Annotated in this window: 13 protein-coding genes; 3 read left to right on the top strand and 10 right to left on the bottom strand. The window is 51.5% G+C overall.

Annotated elements, in window-relative coordinates; genetic code table 11:
- Positions 1–57: 57 nt before the first annotated feature.
- From B0I18_RS17525 to B0I18_RS17510, 4 genes are all read right to left on the bottom strand, one after another.
- Complete coding sequence (locus tag B0I18_RS17525; RefSeq protein ID WP_106524037.1) at positions 58–1,821, bottom strand: DUF885 domain-containing protein; 1,764 nt, start codon at positions 1,819–1,821, stop codon at positions 58–60.
- A gap of 27 nt (positions 1,822–1,848) precedes the next feature.
- Entirely contained in the window at positions 1,849–2,712 is an 864-nt protein-coding gene (locus tag B0I18_RS17520) for an alpha/beta fold hydrolase (protein ID WP_106524036.1), read from the bottom strand.
- 74 nt (positions 2,713–2,786) lie between these two features.
- Positions 2,787–3,758: a stage II sporulation protein M gene (locus B0I18_RS17515; RefSeq protein WP_106524035.1), complete on the bottom strand. Its 972-nt coding sequence runs from the start codon at positions 3,756–3,758 to the stop codon at positions 2,787–2,789.
- A 38-nt stretch (positions 3,759–3,796) separates the two neighbouring features.
- Positions 3,797–6,157: a penicillin acylase family protein gene (locus B0I18_RS17510; RefSeq protein WP_106524034.1), complete on the bottom strand. Its 2,361-nt coding sequence runs from the start codon at positions 6,155–6,157 to the stop codon at positions 3,797–3,799.
- A gap of 95 nt (positions 6,158–6,252) precedes the next feature.
- Here B0I18_RS17510 and B0I18_RS17505 point away from each other — a divergent pair, with 95 nt between their 5' ends.
- Complete coding sequence (locus tag B0I18_RS17505; protein ID WP_106524149.1) at positions 6,253–8,592, top strand: TonB-dependent receptor; 2,340 nt, start codon at positions 6,253–6,255, stop codon at positions 8,590–8,592.
- A gap of 1,299 nt (positions 8,593–9,891) precedes the next feature.
- Here B0I18_RS17505 and B0I18_RS17495 read toward each other — a convergent pair.
- Complete coding sequence (locus B0I18_RS17495; RefSeq protein ID WP_106524033.1) at positions 9,892–10,806, bottom strand: SRPBCC family protein; 915 nt, start codon at positions 10,804–10,806, stop codon at positions 9,892–9,894.
- 218 nt (positions 10,807–11,024) lie between these two features.
- On the opposite strand from B0I18_RS17495, the gene B0I18_RS17490 reads away from it, so the two are divergent.
- Entirely contained in the window at positions 11,025–12,020 is a 996-nt protein-coding gene (locus B0I18_RS17490) for a GlxA family transcriptional regulator (RefSeq protein ID WP_106524032.1), read from the top strand.
- Positions 12,021–12,093: 73 nt separating this feature from the next.
- Here the strand turns inward: B0I18_RS17490 and B0I18_RS17485 are convergent, their stop codons facing one another.
- The 5 genes from B0I18_RS17485 to B0I18_RS17455 all read right to left on the bottom strand — a co-directional run bounded on the left by B0I18_RS17485 (position 12,094) and on the right by B0I18_RS17455 (position 15,447).
- A complete protein-coding gene (locus tag B0I18_RS17485) occupies positions 12,094–12,531 on the bottom strand; it encodes a hypothetical protein (protein WP_106524031.1) in 438 nt (145 codons plus the stop codon).
- A gap of 90 nt (positions 12,532–12,621) precedes the next feature.
- Positions 12,622–13,077 (bottom strand): hypothetical protein, encoded by a 456-nt coding sequence (locus B0I18_RS17480; protein WP_106524030.1) that lies wholly within the window; start codon positions 13,075–13,077, stop codon positions 12,622–12,624.
- A 287-nt stretch (positions 13,078–13,364) separates the two neighbouring features.
- The gene (locus tag B0I18_RS17470) at positions 13,365–13,817 is read right to left on the bottom strand and encodes a hypothetical protein (RefSeq protein ID WP_106524028.1); all 453 of its coding nucleotides are present in this window, start codon (positions 13,815–13,817) and stop codon (positions 13,365–13,367) included.
- 295 nt (positions 13,818–14,112) lie between these two features.
- Complete coding sequence (locus tag B0I18_RS17465; protein ID WP_106524027.1) at positions 14,113–14,559, bottom strand: hypothetical protein; 447 nt, start codon at positions 14,557–14,559, stop codon at positions 14,113–14,115.
- 291 nt (positions 14,560–14,850) lie between these two features.
- On the bottom strand, positions 14,851–15,447 hold the full coding sequence (locus tag B0I18_RS17455; protein WP_181358505.1) for a DUF3347 domain-containing protein: 597 nt from the start codon (positions 15,445–15,447) through the stop codon (positions 14,851–14,853).
- Between the two features lie 156 nt (positions 15,448–15,603).
- Between B0I18_RS17455 and B0I18_RS17450 the strand changes: the two genes are divergently transcribed.
- The gene (locus tag B0I18_RS17450; protein WP_106524025.1) at positions 15,604–17,265 is read left to right on the top strand and encodes a L,D-transpeptidase scaffold domain-containing protein; all 1,662 of its coding nucleotides are present in this window, start codon (positions 15,604–15,606) and stop codon (positions 17,263–17,265) included.
- Positions 17,266–17,334 lie beyond the last annotated feature (69 nt).

Raw genomic sequence — 17,334 nt, 5'->3', positions numbered from 1 at the left:
CCCGGCTCTGCCAATTATTGAAGAAGGCATATCGTTACCGATATGCCTTCTTAACTTTTAATTAGCCAACATCAGCTTGCTGATGTACTTGACCGGTGCACTGCCGTAACTCAGGAATTTCTCGTGGAAAATACGCAGGTTAAACTTGCTGCCTTCTTTTTGGCGGATGGCTTCGCGCAGGTCGTAAATTTCTTTGTAGCCGGTAAAATAGCTGGTCAGCTGTACGCTGGTCACGCTTACCCTTTTCCATTTGCCTTCGGCTTCGGCCTGTTGCTGGAAGGCTTCTTTGGTTAGCAGGTGCAGGGCCTCTTCTTTAGACATATTGTTGACGTGTACGCTGTAATCGAGTATGGTGTTGCATACGGTGCGCAGGTGCCACTTATACCACATCAGCCACATTTCGGGCTCATTGTTGCCATAGCCGTTTTCGAGCATCATCTGTTCGGTGTACACGGCCCAGCCTTCGATCATAGCGCCGTTGCCGAATATGGTCTTTACCAGGCTCGGGGAACGGTTGGCGTATACCAGCTGTGTATAGTGCCCGGGTATGGCCTCGTGGATATCGAGAATCTGCAGGATATAATGGTTGTATTCGCGCAGGTAGCTCTCGGCTTTGGCGGCAGGCCAGCCTTCCAGGCTGCCTACGTTATAATAGGTATTGCCGCCTTTATCGTACGGCCCGGGAGCGCTGATGGAGGCGCCGGCCACACCGGCCATATAAGCAGGCTCTTTACGGATAACCAGGGGTTTGGTAGAATCGATGTACAGCAGGTTTTTCGCTTTGATAAAGGCAATGAGCTCCGGTATCTGCTTTTCGATCGCTGATTGGAACTCCGCAGGTTTTACATGTTGTGTCGACAGGGTATCGATCATCCGGCCGATCAGTGCCAGGGTATCGGCAGGCATCGCCTGTGTGCCAAAATATTTGGGCCAGAGGCTTTTGCTCAGCTTGGCCATTTCCTGGTGCAGGTAACGTTTGCGGGCCACGGCAGAATCAAAGATCTGCTGTGCGGTAAAGGAAGATTGGATGTCATATTTGAATTTGGCTTCGTACAAAGCCTTGCCCAGCCTGAAGCTCCGGGATTCGGGCGTGGTTTTGATGCCCTTCAGAAAGGTAATATAATCCTTTACAGCCGCTGATGCTGCTTTGGCGGCAGCGAGCATTTTGTCTTTTTCTTCGGCGGGCAGTATACACAGTTTAACGGAATCGGTAAAGTCTTTTTCTAGTATGGATAAACCGCCGCTGTTCTGGTCTATGGCCAGCGCAGTAAGCTCGGGCACGGGGTTACGCAGTTGTACCTTGGCTGCTGCGTAATAAGCGGGTACCTGCAGCATACGTTTGTAACAATATTGCAGGCGCTGGCTCAGCGGGGCATAGTTTTCGCTCAGCATAAAGGCCAGCAGGCCGGTAACATTATAGGCCGACGGATTCCAGGTATAGTCCTGCTGCTGCTCGATGTTCCATTTCCGGCCTTCGAGGTAGTCGTGGATCAGGTAGTAGTCGGTTTGTTGCGATGGGGTGAGTTGCGCTACTTTAAAGGCTTTGAGCGAGTCGAGGTTTTTACCGGCAAATAAAAGGGTTTTGCTGCGGCTGGCATTATCCGGTACGGTCAGTATACTGTCCCATTTATGATAACCTTGCTGTGTGGCCCATTCCGGCTCCTGGATCCAAAGTGATTCGATAAAGTGTTCTGAAAACTGCGAAAAGCGGATCTGCAGGCTGTCGTCATCCGAAGCGACTGCAGTATGCTGTCCGCCCGGCGAAGAACAGGAGGCTATGGCTACCGTGGTAGCCAGGAGGAGCGGAAGTATTTTTCTCATCAATGTAATATTTTTTTAATTGGGTTGTCAGTTAATAAAGTCGCGGATAAAGCTGTTGACCTGTGCCGCTTTTTCCCATTGCAGGAAATGCCCGCATTGGGCAATCACTTCGAGCCGGGCATTTTCAAATTTTGCCACCACCTCGGTAGCCAGTTTCCTGGTGGACACCGGGTGGATAAAACGGTTGGGGATCAGGTTGTCGCGTTCCCCGAATAAGGTAAGTACCGGCAGCTTGATCTCGGTAAGCCGGTCGTATACCGGTTCTTCCAGCATCGCGCTGATACAGCGTTCGATCATATACCGGTAGTGCGAGCGGTCCTGCAGGTGCATCAGGTCTACCAGTTGCTGTATAAAGGCCGGGGCATTATCGGGCATAATGTAAAAGCTGTTCTGCACGGCTTTACGCAGGCTGGTTTCTTCGTTGCTTACCATATCTACAAAATACATGGTATTGCGGTACAGGCTTTTTTCCCATTCGCTAAAGGTTTCGAAGCCCGCCGGTGCGCAGAGGATCAGTCCTTTGATCAGCCCGGGGTGGTGCAGTGCCAGGGTCATGGCGATCTGTCCGCCCATGGAGTGGCCTGCCAGGTATACATTGGTCAGTTTTAATTCGCTGATCAATGCGGCAACAGCCTCTGCAAAGAAAAACATGCTGTAGGGATACTCGCCTTTGGACGAGAGCCCGTTGCCGGGCAGGTCTATGGCGATGCAGCGGTAGTGTTGCTTCAGGTAATCGATATTCTTAACCCAGCCCAGGGCGGAGTGGCCCAGGCCATGTACAAATATAATAGTGTCTGTTCCCTGCCCTTCGTCCATATAGGCAATGTCGAGCGCATTGTACAATACGGAAGTATGATGTACTGGGTAGGGATACGAAAAAGTAGTTGTCATGCAAAAAAATTAAACTGCCTGTAGGGCGCGTTTATCGGTTGAAGCGGCAAATTTACCTAAAAATGAATAGTCGTTCATTGTTTTTCTTGAAAAGCAGCTTCCTGCATGTTCATGCGCTGATATACCGCACGCGGGTACAACACGAAATACCAGACAATAAAAGAAAGGGACAGCAGCAGGATACTGATGCTCAGCGGCAACGGCATTTCGGTATACCGCGTTACATAGCCTTCAAAAAAAGCAGCGACGATAAAGATGGGGATCAGGGCTATGATGATCTTGACCCCGTCCTTGGCCGCCCTTTTGAGCGATTCGATACGGGAATAGGTTTTGGGGAAAAGTATGGCATTACCCATGATCATACCCGCACCGCCGGCAATCACAATGGAAGACAGCTCCAGCGTACCATGAATAAAGACCACGAGTATCGACTTGGACCCGAGGTCATGTGCAAAAAACATTTGTTCGAATACCCCTACCATCAACCCGTTATTGAACAACATCCATAAGGTGCCGACGGAGCAGGAGATACCCAGGGTAAAACAGAGAAAGGATACCTTGATATTGTTCCAGGCGATCTGCAGGAACATAAGCAGCGCATCGGCGTCCTTATACACACCAAAGGGATCGCCTTTGGCAATATTATCTTCGGTCATGTTGACATAACTGTCGCCCAGTACACCGCGTACAAACGAGGGATCCTGCCAGGACGAAAAGATGCCGATGGCCATAAAGGTGATAAAGAACAGGAAGGCGAACAACAGGACGCGCCTGTGGCTGTGCAGGATGAGCGGCAGTTCGGTTTTAAAGAAGCTGACCAGGCGGTTGCTTTTCTCTTTCTTATTGCGGTAGATGGAAAGATAAATACCCGCAGCGAGCCCGTTAATGTATTTTACGATTTTGCTGAAGGGGTAATTGGTTTTGGCATAGGCCAGGTCGTCTACCAGGTAGGTAAAACGTTTAGCCATTTCGTCGGGGTCTTCTGTTTCCTGCTGGTAACTGTCCCAGCGTGCTTTATTCCGTTTTATAAATTGTCCTTCGCGCATAAAAATATGACCGGTAAAACAGGGCGGCTGATCCGCGCCTATTTTGCGGGATTAAAATTAAGGGTATAATATTTGCCTTTTACCCAATAGTCGAGCAGGGAGGCATAGTACCTGCTGCCGGGGTTGCCCGACTGTCCGCCGGGATATACGCCATGGGCTTCGATCTTATCTTTACCGAGCTCGACGATCATCCGCCAGCTGGGCCCGTGGTTTTGTTTCATGGCATTAATGGTATTGCCCCATCCGCCGGTTGGCAGTTCGTTGTAACTAAAGGCGGGCAGTTTGGCCAGGTGCGTTACCGAGGTGTTCTTAACCTGGTACCAGGCGGTTTGGCCGGCTCGCTCCAGTTTGCCGATACTGTCGGTTGCCTGCCGGTAACTGCGTTGTACGATCTCCTGCAATCCTTCCCGTTCCGGCGTATTGCGGTCGTCGTAATAGGCCGAGGCGCTGTCCTCGAGCAGGAGTTGCAGGGTTCTTTCGGGCGAAGGGTAGAGCTTGTCGGGTACCTTGCCGAATTCGTCCTGCCAGATATTGTTGTACAGGTTTTGCCAGGTCAGCTGGAAGGCCAGTGCAGTCTTGCTTTGCGCATCATAGTCGTTGTTCCAGGTTGCAGGCATAATGCCCCGGGCCTGTAACAGCGGGTATAAGCGGCTTGCCAGGTACGACCAGTTGTTGTTCTGCAGAGCCATCATATCGGCGGCGCTTTTACGCAGGCTGTCGTTGAGGAAGTGGTGGATGGCCCAGCTTCTGAATTCGCTGAAGTCGCCGTTATACCAGTAAGGGTAGGTATTGTCGGTTACGGCCTGGTTGGCGCTGCTCAGGTAGTGCTGCGGCGGGTTCAATACATGCGGGTTTTCCTGCATGGGCAGGGTGTCGCCCCATAGGGTAGCGCTGATATCGCCGCGCATTACAAATTTGCCCTGGTCTTTCCATTTGTTGATAAAACGGCCTTGTCCCCAGAGGGCGATATTGCCCAGCCGGTCGGCATAAATAAAGTTTTGTGCCGGGCATTCGAAATGCTGGATCGCGCTCACGAACCGGTCGTAATTGGCAGCCCGGTTCAGTAGGTACAGCGACAGCAGCTCGTTGGTTGCGCGGTGCGCCATCCAGGTCATGGCCAGCGTTTTGCCGCTGCCCGAAGGCTCCGGGAAATGTTCGTCGTACATCAGCGGGCCATGGATGCTGAACCGGATGGTATCGGTAAAAGGCTGCTCTTCGCCTTTGATAATAATTTTTTCATACCGCAGGTTAAACGGGATCTCTTTGCCGTCAAAAAAATACAGGCGCGGATCCTCGCTGCGGATCTCGTAAAAATCCTTGACATCGCGGTAGTTGTTGGTAAAACCCCAACTGATGCTGTCGTTAAACCCGATCACGATGCCCGGGGCGCCGGGTATTGACACGCCATAACAATTGATGCCCGGTGCAGTCAGTTGTACTTCGTACCAGATGGAGGGCAGGTTGAGCCCCAGGTGCGGATCGTTGCAGAGCAGGGCGGCGCCGCTGCTGGTCCGGCTGCCATCCAGGGCCCAGTTGTTGGAGCCGATGCCGGAGGGCTGTCTGGCCGGGGTATTGCGGTACTGTGCGGTCTTCGCGGCTTTGGCCGTATCGAAGTGGGCAAAGAGTTCGCCGGCGGGTACGGGGGGCACCCGTTTGGACGGGGGCGCAAATGCAGTACCGGCAGGGATTACAGGCATACTGCCTTCGGCTTTATCGGGGTAAAGGTTGTCGAATTCGGCCGCGGGTAACAGGTCGCGCAGGTAGGTCATGGCTATATCGTCTGAACTGCCGGTAAGGTCGTCGGCCATGTATTTCAACAGCAGGGCGCATTTCAGGTTGGTCCAGGGCTCGGGGGCAAAGCTCATGAGCTTGTACTCCAGCGGGTAGCTTTTAAAGGTCAGCCCGTTGATATAGGCATTAACGCCGCGGGTATAGGCATCCAGTATCTTACGGGTGTCGGGATTGGCTTCCATGGCCTTCAGCGAATTTTCGGCGGCCCACACCATGCCTTTACGGCGTTGCTTACGGTCGAAGTCGAATGCCTTACGACCGGCCACCTCGCTGATCCGGCCGGCTGCGGCACGGGTCTGCATGTCCATTTGCCAGAGGCGGTAATAAGCATGGGCATAACCCTGGGCAAAATAAAGGTCTTCGTCGTTTTGTGCGGTAATATGCGGTACCAGGCGATCGTCGAAGCGCACGGTTACCGACTGCTTCAGTTTTTCGCGGGGTATAAAAAAGCTTTGCCCGCTTTCGCTTGCGGGTTCGGCATTGGCAAAGTAACCGTTTACCGGGTTCAATAGCCGGCCCAGGGCGGGTATGGAACCTGCCGGGCGGTTAAGCAGGATGATCCAGCTGCAGGCCAGCACTAAGGGCAAAAGAAATCGGATAAGACGCATATCTGCGTAAAGTTAAAAATAAACCCGGCATCTTTCCAAAACAGCGATTTATTTTAAAGTGGTATATTTATATTTGTCTGCCATTGCTGCTGCGCATGAGATTTTTATTGTCTTCCTTTTTATTGATCCTGTGGATACCTGCTTCCGCCCAGAAGAAGGTAACCCTGAGCGGTTATGTAAAAGATGCGGCCAGTGGCGAAAGCCTGATCGGTTCCGCGATTTATGTACAGGAAGCGCAAACCGGCGTCAGTACTAATGTCTACGGTTTTTACTCGGTAAGCCTGCCGCCGGGCAGTTATACGGTTTCCTGTTCTTCGCTTGGTTACGATACGCGTACGCAAACGCTCAACCTGATCGAAAGCCGGGAGCTGAACGTAGCGCTGGAGCCGCATACGGTGCAGGCCGAAGAGGTGGTGATCAGCGATGTGCGTGCCGACCATAACGTGGAAAGCACGCAAATGGGTGTGATATCGCTTACGACCGAGCAGATTAAGAAGCTGCCGGTTATCTTCGGGGAATCCGATATTCTTAAAGCCATACAGTTACTGCCCGGGGTACAATCGGCCGGCGAAGGCCAGTCGGGTTTTTATGTGCGTGGCGGCGGTCCGGACCAGAACCTCGTGCTGCTGGATGATGCCGTGGTGTACAATACCGGCCACCTGTTCGGGTTCTTCTCGGTATTCAATTCGGATGCCATCAAAAATGTAACGCTGATCAAAGGTGGTATGCCGGCCCAGTACGGCGGCCGCTTATCTTCGGTGGTGGATGTATCGATGAAGGAGGGTAATAACCGCGAGTATCATGGCGAAGGCGGTATCGGACTTATCGCCTCTCGGCTTACGCTCGAAGGTCCTATCGTAAAAGAGAAAGGTTCGTTTATGCTCTCCGGCCGGCGTACTTATGTGGATATCATCACCAAACCTTTCCTCAAAGGCGATGCCAAAGGATCGGGTTATTACTTCTACGATGCCAACCTGAAAGCCAATTACCGCCTGGGTGCGCGCGACCGCATATACCTGAGCGGTTACTTCGGCCGCGACGTATTCTCGTTTAACAGCAGCAACTTTAAAGCGCATGTGCCCTGGGGCAATACTACAGGTACGCTGCGCTGGAATCACCAGTTCAACGACAAGCTGTTTGTCAATACCACGGCGGTATACAACGATTATAACTTCCAGTTCAGCGGCTCGCAAAACGATTTTGATATCACGCTTGCTTCGGGTATCCGGGATTGGAATGCTAAAACCGACTTCGATTACTATACCACGTTCAACCATCATATCAAGTTCGGCGCCAATTATACCTACCATACTTTTACACCCAACCAGGTATCGGGCAAAAGCGGTACTACCGAATTGCAGCCCAATAATGCGCTGAAAAAATATGCACACGAAGCGGGCATTTACCTGTCCGACGAATTTGATATCGGCTCTTTCCTGAAAGTGAATGCCGGTATCCGTTATTCCTGGTTCGGGCAGGTGGGGCCCTACGCCGACTACCGGTCGGATGGCAACGGCAACCGTACCGACAGCACGCTTTATGCTCCCGGCCAACTGGTAAAAAGTTACGGGGGCTGGGAACCCAGGCTCAACCTGCGTTTCGCGCTGGGGGCCAATTCGTCGCTTAAGGCCAGTGTAAGCAAGACCTATCAATACATACACCTGGTGTCCAACAACGGTTCTACCTTACCTACCGATATCTGGATGCCCAGCACCCTGCTGGTACAACCGCAAAAGGCTTGGCAGTACTCCCTGGGCTTCTTTAAAAATTTCTTCGATAATGCGGTGGAAACCTCGGTGGAGGTGTATTACAAGGACATGCGTAATCAGAGGGAATACCGTGCGGGGTATACGCCTACTTCCCTGCGCGATCCGGAGCTGGACCTGGTATCGGGTACCGGCGAGGCCTATGGCGCAGAGTTCTTTATCAACAAGACCAAGGGCCGCTTTACCGGCTGGATCGGTTATACCTTGTCCTGGACCTGGCGGCAGTTTAAGGAGCTGAATTTTGGGGAACGCTTCCCCGCCAAATACGATCGCCGGCACGACATATCGCTGGTGGGCAGCTACGAGCTCAATAAAAAAATAACCTTCTCAGGCGTATTCATATTCGGCACCGGTAATGCTATTACACTGCCTACGGGTTATTACTTTATAGAGCAGAACCTGATTCAGGAGTACAGCAAGATCAACCAGTACCGGATCTTCCCCTATCATCGGCTCGACCTGTCGGTTATCTATACGCCCAAGGGCAATACCAATAAAAGGCTGAAAGGCAGCTGGGCTTTTTCTATTTACAACGTCTACAGCCGGCAGAATCCTTATATCATCTACGTCGATACCGAAGGCACCCTGCGGTCCGGCGCATCCGTTAAGGTAAAACAGATCTCCATTTTCCCGATACTGCCCAGTATCACCTACAATTTCAAGTTTTAAATATTGTAATAAAATGTTAAATGTTTCATGTGTTCGGTTCGCTAAAGTACTTCGGACGATGATGTTTAGCGCCTGGAATGCAGTGATATCGCATGTCTTGGTTTTTTAGTTCCTTTTCAGAAAAAATGTAAAACCTGGAGGTTCGTTTAAATTAACGAATTAGAACATATTTAATTTGTACCTTCGAATTAAATTTTTCCTGTTATGATTAATAGTTACATTTTCGGAGGCGTATGTCTGCTGATCGTGCTTTGCATGGTGACTTACACGGTAAAGAAGTTTATGGACTTTAAACGGGAATTCGGCAGCAAGCGCTAGCCTCCTTCCCGTCCTGTAAGCGTTCACTGAAGTACACCCGCGCAGTACAACTGCGTTATTACCCGCTATTCTTTATGCCGAACAGCCTCCGCCTATAAAGGTTTGCTCTTAAGAATCGCTTCCCTCCACAGACCGGTTTCTTACCGGCGCCTGTGCTCCCCTGGTACCCTTTGTATAATCCCTCATGTCCTGTGTGTTACACGGGCAGGTTTTTCTGTGTCCTGCATTTACTGGTCAAAATGAGGATAAAGCAGTCCTTTGCCCGTTTCGCAAAGCAACCGGAGGCTCCTGAAAAACAGCGCCCAGTCAAAGCTGCAGGAGGCGAACTTAGCTATTCGTAGTGCCTCACTACGAATTTACATAGCTTGGCAGCTACTACTATTTACAGCAGTGGAATACGGGTTTTTTCTCGTCGCGCCGCCGCGCTCGCTGCGAGAAAAAATAAAATTCACTGTGACCACTTTCACCCGCCGGACCTGGTATTGTAGTAATTTATCTATCCGGGATAGCTTAAGCGCCGCTGTTTTCCGCAGGGTCCCTTTGCAGGAGACCCCGCGGGGACATCTAAAGAATCTCGCAGGATCACCTTCGCCCGCCGGGACCTGGTATTGTAGTAAATTTATCTATCCCGGATCGCTTGAGCGTTCCTGTTTTTCGCAGGGTCCCTTTGAAGGAGACCCCGCGGGGACATCTATAGAGTCTCGCAGGATCACCTTCGCCCGCCGGGACCTGGTAGGGGGGATATTTATCTATCCGGGATAGCTTAAGCGCCACTGTTTTCCGCAGGGTCCCTTTGCAGGAGACCCCGCGGGGACATCTAAAGAATCTCGCAGGATCACCTTCGCCCGCCGGGACCTGGTATTGTAGTAAATTTATCTATCCCGGATCGCTTGAGCGTTCCCTGTTTATTTCCCTCCAATAAATACATAGAAACACATCTGCAGGCTCGATCTTTAATACCCCAAATTCCGCTTGATCCATTTACTGGTCAAAATGAGGATAAGGTAGTCCTTTGCCCGTTTCGCAAAGCAACCGGAGGCTCCTGAAAAACAGCGCCCAGTCAAAGCTGCAGGAGGCAAACTCGGGTGTATAGTCCTTCCAGCCTTCATGACGGAACGAGAGTACGCATCCTTTCTGATGCGGGTCGAGGGTAAAGCGGAGCCGCGTGCCGATCCATTCCGGTACAGCTTTCAAGCACAGCCATTCTACCTTGCTGTAAGGTTGCAGGATCTCGATCTGCATTTCTTTGGTGTAATCCCCGAACGAAAAACGGGCGATACTCCCTGTTACAGGCTGCGCCACGGTATCGGGTGTCCACCAGCCGGCCAGGCCTTCCTGGCTGCTTAGTGCCGCGTATACCTTTTCTACCGGCGCTTTGATCAGCAACCGGTGGCAGATGCTCTTGCCGGTAGTAACATCTTCAGCTGCTTCCATGCCTTCATACACGGTATCGTCTTTGGGTGTAGGCTTGCCCTGCCCGGTCGTAATAAGTGCTTTAAGACTGTCCTGGATGTAATGGGTCCAGGCCTCGCGGCATAAATCGTAACAGGCATATTCGGGTACGAGGCCTTCGTGCGTAAACGTCAATCGGGTCTTGCCCGCTTCTTCCTGTAGCGCAAACACCACATCTGTACCGGTCCATTCCTGCTGGTCCTCGTTGAATTTAAAATAGTTGTCGAGGATATGCCATACCACTTTCCGGTCGGGCTCCATCGTTGCGATTTTTATCCTGGCCCGGTGTACATCCTGGTAGTGGTACCGGAATTCGCTACCGGCACGGTCGGTATCTCCTTCAATATTTTCAGACCACCAGCGGCGTACCTGGTTGATGGCGCTGAAAACCTCGTGGGGAGGGGCGTCTACGATCAATATCGTGCTAAAACTGGGGTTATCCATAGTGTTGTAATTTTAAGTTTATGAAATACAGGTGTATTAACGGCATTGTATGCCACAACAAAATTAGGGACCGGAATACACTTTGAAGGGGGGCTACTTAGACTTTATGACGGGTTGATCCGGACAGTTCTATTGCTTAATTTTACAGGACGGCAGGTACAGCAAATACAGGACCTGTATAGGGTTGTACGTCATTGTCCATCTAATAAGCTAGACCTATGAAACACTTGACCATTCTCGTACCCGATGTACAAACGGCTAACAGTACCATTGCCTGTATTGTTGGCGCTTACCAGGTGTTTACCGGGGCCAACGATTACCGGGTACGGCAGGGGAAAAGGCCCTTGTTTAAAATCGAAACGGCCGGTGTGGCGCCGGAAGCCGCCTTTATCAACGGTTTGCTCACCATCAGGCCGCAGGTGGACCTGGCATCGCTGGATAAGACCGACCTGGTCCTGGTGCCCTCGCTGAACCCTGCCTTTGAACAGGCTGTGAAAGGTAATATACAACTGGTAGACTGGCTGACGCGGCAATATAAAAATGGCGCCGAAATAGCCAGTATGTGTACCGGTGCTTTTATGGTGGCAGCCACGGGCTTACTGGCCAAACGCAATTGTTCGATCCATTGGAATGCCGCCGATCACTTCCGCAGCCTGTACCCCGAGGTGCATTTAAAAACAGAACAGGTCATCACCGACGAGCAGGGCATCTATACCAACGGCGGCGGATACTCCTTTTTAAACCTCCTGCTGTACCTTGTGGAAAAATACTATGACCGCGAAACGGCGATCTATTGCTCCAAGATATTTCAGATCGATATAGACCGGCAGGTACAATCTTCCTTCACGATATTTACCGGGCAGAAAACACATGGCGACGAATTGGTTAAAGAAGCACAACTATACCTGGAGGCTAATTTCAGGGATAAGGTATCGGTAGCCGCGCTCTCCAAAAGGTTTTCGGCCGGGCGCAGGAACTTCGACCGGCGCTTTGTAAAGGCAACCGGTAATACCCCGCTCGAATACCTGCAACGGGTAAAAATAGAGTCGGCCAAGAAGGCCCTGGAAACGACACGTAAAACCATCCAGGAAGTAATGTACGAGGTTGGTTATGCCGACGTAAAAGCCTTTCGCGAGGTCTTTAGGAAAATAACCGGTTTGTCGCCGCTGGATTATAAAAACAAATACAACAAAGAAGCGGCTGGTAAGGTATAGATGATACTGCCGCTAACACAACAGCCGTCTCCCGGAAGGAAGACGGCTGTTGCCCGAAGAATAAGGGCAAGCCTTAGAAGATCAGGATAACGGCGTCGCAGTTGTTGCTGCCGGTATTCCAGGTCATGGTGTAGTTATTGCCTGCATTACAAGTAGGGTTGTTGGTGCTTGCATAAGTAGTATAGGGCGCCATTTTGCCGATCGGGAACGCTGCGCCACCCGGACCGTTTACCTTGGTGATCTCTACACAGCCGCTGGCCTGGGCGCTTGCCGGCGCATTGGTGGCAAAGCCGGTCAGCAGTGTAGGGTTGGCAAAGAAATTGGAGCCGGGGTTGATGTTGACCGTACCGAAAGTAAACTGGTAGGTGGTAGAACCGCTTACGATCGAACCGATGCCGCTATAGAACTGGAACGGGCAATTGGTCATGTTGATGACGTTCAGGTAACCGGCAAAGGATTTACCCAGGCCCAGTACGAGGAACAGGGCGAAAAACAGGCTGATTTTTTTCATAGAATTGGTTGGATTAAAATGAATAAAAGCGTTTTTAAAAAAGCCTTACGGCGTTGATAGGTACGGGTTATAAAAGCACCCGGTTATATTTTAGAAAATAAGGATTACCGCATCGCAGTTATTACTGCCGATGTTCCAGAACATGTTGTAATTGTTACCATTGTTACAGGTAGGATTGTTAGTGCTGGTATAACTCGTGTAGGGCGTCATTTTGCCGATCGGGAATGCGGCGTAACCCGGGCCTGGACCGTTTACCTTAGTGAGTTCGGCGCAAAGTACGGAACCCTGTAGTACGCCGTTGGGTGCATAGGTATTGAAGTTCGGCATCGTGCTTAAATCATTGTAAGTAACCTGGCCGTTCGCCGTTACATTGATCGGCCCGAAGGTAAACTGGTAGCTGGCGCCGCTGGGATCGAGCTGCGAACCGATACCACTGTAGAGTTCGAAATCGCAGGGCGTCATGTTGATCACTTTGAAAGAACCGGCATAGGTTTTGCCAAAAACAGCCGAGGCAAATAACGCAAGGAATAAACTGGTCTTTTTCATAATTGGTTTGTGTATGGGTGAATGAATGTCTTTTATACAGCACGATAAGTACCCGCAGGCGCCGCGGTTTAATATTGAACCTGTGCATGCATATGCGGCTGATAAAAAAGCAAATATCCTGATAGCCGGGGGCAAAAAATGCCCTTGTATCTTATCGCCGCTTCCTGGATGGGAGATGGGGATATATATGGGCTGGCCTGACTGCGGCCTTAGCTGCAGCGCTCGGAAAGCCGACAGGCGGCTCCACCCGGAGCCGCCTGTCGGTTGAGATAATATCAAATGCCAGATCAGAAAATTAGGATTACGGCGTCACAGTTATTGCCCGATTGGTTCCAGTTCATCGTGAAGTTGTTACCACCATTACAGGTTGGGGTATTGGTGCTTACGAAAAAGGTGTTGGGGGCATTCTTGCTGATAAAGAAAGCATTGTACCCGGGGCCCGGACCGAGCACCTTGGACGACACTACGCAGCCGGTGGACCATAGGTTCTGGGGCGCGTCGGTTGAAAGCTGCGGCAGGTAGCTGGGATCTGCATAGTAGGAAGTACCCTGCGGTACAATTATGCCGTTGAACCCGAAGGTATAAGGTGTGCCCGGCGATGCAGGGTTGGGGATACTGCCGTAGCCACTGTAAAACTCGAAGGTGCACGGTGTTAAGTTAACGATGTTGAGGAACCCGGCAAATGTGCTGCTGCAGGCCGCCAGCAGGAACAGGGCAAGGCATAAACTGGTCTTTTTCATAACAGTTTTGTTTTGTGTATGGGTGAATAAATGATCATTTATACAGCTGGATAAACACCTACAGGCGCCGCGGTTTAATATTGAACCTGTGTATGTATATACGGCTGATAAAAAAGCAAATATCCTAATAGTCGGGGGCAAAAAATGCCCCCGTGCCTTATCGCTCTTTCCCGGATGGGAGATGGCTATGTGTATGGGCTGGCCTGGTCGCGGCCATAGCTGCAGTGCCCTGAAAAGCCGGCAGGCGGCCCCATATTGGAGCCGCCTGCCGGTTGAGATAATATCAGGTACCGGATCAGAAAATCAGGATCACGGCGTCACAGCCACTGCTGCTGGGGTTCCAGCCCATGGTATAGTTGTTGCCGCCATTGCAGGACGGGTTGTTGGTACTGCTATAGCTGTTGATGGGCGGCGTTTTGCCGATCGGGAAGCCTGTGCCGGGACCGTTTACTTTAACCACTTCGGCGCAACCGGTGGTAGCAAGCGGGGTAGAGGGGCCGCTAAAGCCGGGTATCAGCGTCGGGTTGGCATAATTAACGGTTGCCATACTACCCACCGTCATCGGGCCGAAGGAGAAGCCATAAACGGTAGGCGGTGTGGTAGAAGGATCGGTAATGGTACCGTAGCCACTATAGAATTGGAAGCTACAAGGCGTCATATTGATGATTTTGAGGTAACCCGCAAAGGATTTACCAAGACCGGCCAACAGGAAGAGGGCCAGGAAGATGCTGGTTTTTTTCATAAGCAATGTTTGAATGGATAAAAGAAATGGATGGATTTGGTTCGTTGTTTTACCGGGTACAAAGTTCGCAAGTGATAAGTGCAAAAAAGTCCCCCGGCGGCCTTTCTGTAAAATATTCCGGAAAAAGATTGTTTTTTGCGGGCATGCCTGGGCAGCCTGCAAAAGCGGGCATGAAGCGCCTGCTGATCCGGGAAGCGCCGGTGGTCAGTGTATGGAAACAGGGCAATTTATGCCTGCAGCGTGCCCCGGTAAACAGGTGGGGCAGCTAAGCTTGTGTGTTGGTGTTATGCCTTACCGGAGGGTATCGATCACTTCGCCGCATTCGATCATCTTGGCGCCGAAATAGGGGTTGCGTATTTCCGGGAATTCGCTTAGCCAGAAGGCGCCTTTTTCGCGAAAGGCCATCGGGCAAAAGGTATGGTAGACGGTAAGGTGCTGTATCCTGATCAGTTTAAGCGCATCATATAGCGCTTCGGAGATAGGTTTGAAATAAACGCGTTGCTGCTCGCAGCTTTCATCCTTCAGGGTCAGTATGTGATCCAGGTTGCCACTTATAGTGTCCAGGTGGCTTTGTAATGCGTGCAGGTAAGCGGCATTGCTGTCTGCGGCTTCCAGTTGTACACGCAGGGCGCTGACCTGGTGTTGCATGGCCTCCGCCGCGCCTCGGGCAGCTGTGCTACGGGTTGCTGCAAGCGCATCTTTAAGGTCGTAGTAATGATAGAGCAATTGCTGCATGCCGGCTGTTGCCGTAGTATCCAGCAGGCTTATTGCCGCCTTCGACCCTTGCCTGTTACGTGCCGGTGCATCAGCCGTATTGCGGCAGGCTACCATAGCCCAAACGGGAAAGGTATAAAGTAAGGCGGTTATCAGGCGCTTGCTGCTGCTCATCATACGGTTTTGTGCAAAGCTAAGCGGATTCTGCTTCGTTTGTGTTGCGCTCCCTGATTTCAGGCATTTTCTTTTTTTTGGCAATTTAAAACGGGTTATGATTAAAAATGGCTTGATATTTGCACTACCTAACCCAGTAACCCTGTAAAACAAGTTATGAAACCCCGACGAAAACCGCATGTCCACCTCCTGGTGGTCACCATGGGCCTGTCCCTTTGTCTGTTGTCCTGCTCCTCCGGGACCGGTAAAAAAGGCGGACTGGCCACTTTCTTCGAAGATGATCCCGTTTCTATCGAAGACTTTAAAACTGCAATGGCGCCCGTTACGGCGCAGATCGATCCCTCCGATTCCCTGTTCAGGAAACAACTTTTACGCGATGTTGATCTTAATGTAAAGTACGCTTACCGGCTGTCGGGCAATGAGCCGATCTGGTTTGAAAGCAAAGGTATCAAGAGCAGCACGGCTGGCCTTGTCCAGGCGCTTGCCGCCTTAAGCCGCGAAGGGCTCGATACCACGCGGTACCACCTTGCGGATATCCGCAGGATACTGGCCGAAGCCGGCCGGGATCAAAAGGGAGCACTGCCCGTGGATAGCGTTGTACGATGGGATAAGGCCCTTACGGCCGCTTACCTGACTGCAGCCCGCGATCTGCTGATGGGCAAAGAGGATATCCGTAAAGCAGACGATCAATGGTTTGCCGCCAACGATACGGCCTTCAATGGGGCACGCTACCTGGTAGAGGCCAGTAAAAACAAACAGCAGCTGCCGGCGCTCGATACCTTCAGGCCCCTGCTCAAAAGCTATAACCAGATGATTGCCGCTATGGAACAATGGCAGCAACTGAAGCAGGACAGCCTCTACCTGCGGCTCAAAGCCGGCGTAAGGCTTGGCGTGCAGGACAGTAGCCTGCAGGCGGTAATCGGTAAAGAACTGCCTGGTATCATGATGGCTACAGGCGATAGCGGCGCTACCGCCAATGCGATTGCCACTTACCAGTATTACCATCAGTTGCGCATAACCGGCAAGAACGATAGTGCGACCTATAAAAAGCTGAGAACCGATCCGGATGCCTATGTTCAGTCGCTGCAAATGAATATGGACCGCCTCAGGGCACTGCCCCGCGAAATAGGCGCAGAGCACGTATGGGTAACCATACCCCTGATGGAAGTAGACTATTACCGAGACAACGACCTGAAATGGCATAGCCGTGTAGTGGTCGGTAAAAAAGCAAGACAAACCCCTACGCTCTGGGCGCCTATGGCCAACGTGGTGTTCAACCCGCCCTGGGGCGTACCGCCTACCATTCTTAAAAACGATGTTGGTCCGGGTGTAAGCCGTGCCGGCGCCGGTTACCTGGCCCGCAAAGGCCTGCGCGCCTTCGATGCCAAAGGACGTGATGTAACGGAAATGGTCAACGGCGAAAATTATAAACGTTTTTCTTACCGGCAACCTCCCGGAGCCCATAACTCCCTGGGCGAGATCAAATTTAACCTGCCTAACAAATGGGATATCTACCTGCACGATACACCGCACCGGGGCGACTTTGGCCTGCGTTCGCGGGCGCTGAGCTCGGGTTGTGTACGCGTACAGAACCCTAAAGATTTTGCGGAAGTCCTGTTGTCCGACCGCGGCTACGGCCGGGGGCGTATCGACTCGGTTATAGAAACCCGCAAGACCAAACTGGAGCCGATAAAACGGCCGCTGCCCGTGTATATCGTTTACCTTACCGTAGCGCCGGACAGTACGGGTACCGGGCTTCGTTACCTCGACGACGTTTATGGCCGTGATATTGCCATGCGTCCTGTTTACGGGTTCTAAGTCCCTTGTTATATAAGATTCTGCTACATTTGCATCCCCGGCATACGATCATGCCGGGGATGTTTTCTA

The sequence above is a fragment of the Taibaiella chishuiensis genome (assembly GCF_003014535.1).
Lineage (GTDB): Bacteria > Bacteroidota > Bacteroidia > Chitinophagales > Chitinophagaceae > Taibaiella > Taibaiella chishuiensis.
This window is presented reverse-complemented; position numbering and strand designations above follow the sequence as displayed.

Coding starts and splice junctions, on each gene's coding strand:
- B0I18_RS17510 (WP_106524034.1), bottom strand. CDS start 6,157: ATGCGTCTTATCCGATTTCTTTTGCCCTTAGTGCTGGCCTGCAGCTGG.
- B0I18_RS17480 (WP_106524030.1), bottom strand. CDS start 13,077: ATGAAAAAGACCAGTTTATTCCTTGCGTTATTTGCCTCGGCTGTTTTT.
- B0I18_RS17465 (WP_106524027.1), bottom strand. CDS start 14,559: ATGAAAAAAACCAGCATCTTCCTGGCCCTCTTCCTGTTGGCCGGTCTT.
- B0I18_RS17470 (WP_106524028.1), bottom strand. CDS start 13,817: ATGAAAAAGACCAGTTTATGCCTTGCCCTGTTCCTGCTGGCGGCCTGC.
- B0I18_RS17525 (WP_106524037.1), bottom strand. CDS start 1,821: ATGAGAAAAATACTTCCGCTCCTCCTGGCTACCACGGTAGCCATAGCC.
- B0I18_RS17490 (WP_106524032.1), top strand. CDS start 11,025: ATGAAACACTTGACCATTCTCGTACCCGATGTACAAACGGCTAACAGT.
- B0I18_RS17455 (WP_181358505.1), bottom strand. CDS start 15,447: ATGAGCAGCAGCAAGCGCCTGATAACCGCCTTACTTTATACCTTTCCC.
- B0I18_RS17495 (WP_106524033.1), bottom strand. CDS start 10,806: ATGGATAACCCCAGTTTTAGCACGATATTGATCGTAGACGCCCCTCCC.
- B0I18_RS17505 (WP_106524149.1), top strand. CDS start 6,253: ATGAGATTTTTATTGTCTTCCTTTTTATTGATCCTGTGGATACCTGCT.
- B0I18_RS17520 (WP_106524036.1), bottom strand. CDS start 2,712: ATGACAACTACTTTTTCGTATCCCTACCCAGTACATCATACTTCCGTA.
- B0I18_RS17450 (WP_106524025.1), top strand. CDS start 15,604: ATGAAACCCCGACGAAAACCGCATGTCCACCTCCTGGTGGTCACCATG.
- B0I18_RS17485 (WP_106524031.1), bottom strand. CDS start 12,531: ATGAAAAAAATCAGCCTGTTTTTCGCCCTGTTCCTCGTACTGGGCCTG.
- B0I18_RS17515 (WP_106524035.1), bottom strand. CDS start 3,758: ATGCGCGAAGGACAATTTATAAAACGGAATAAAGCACGCTGGGACAGT.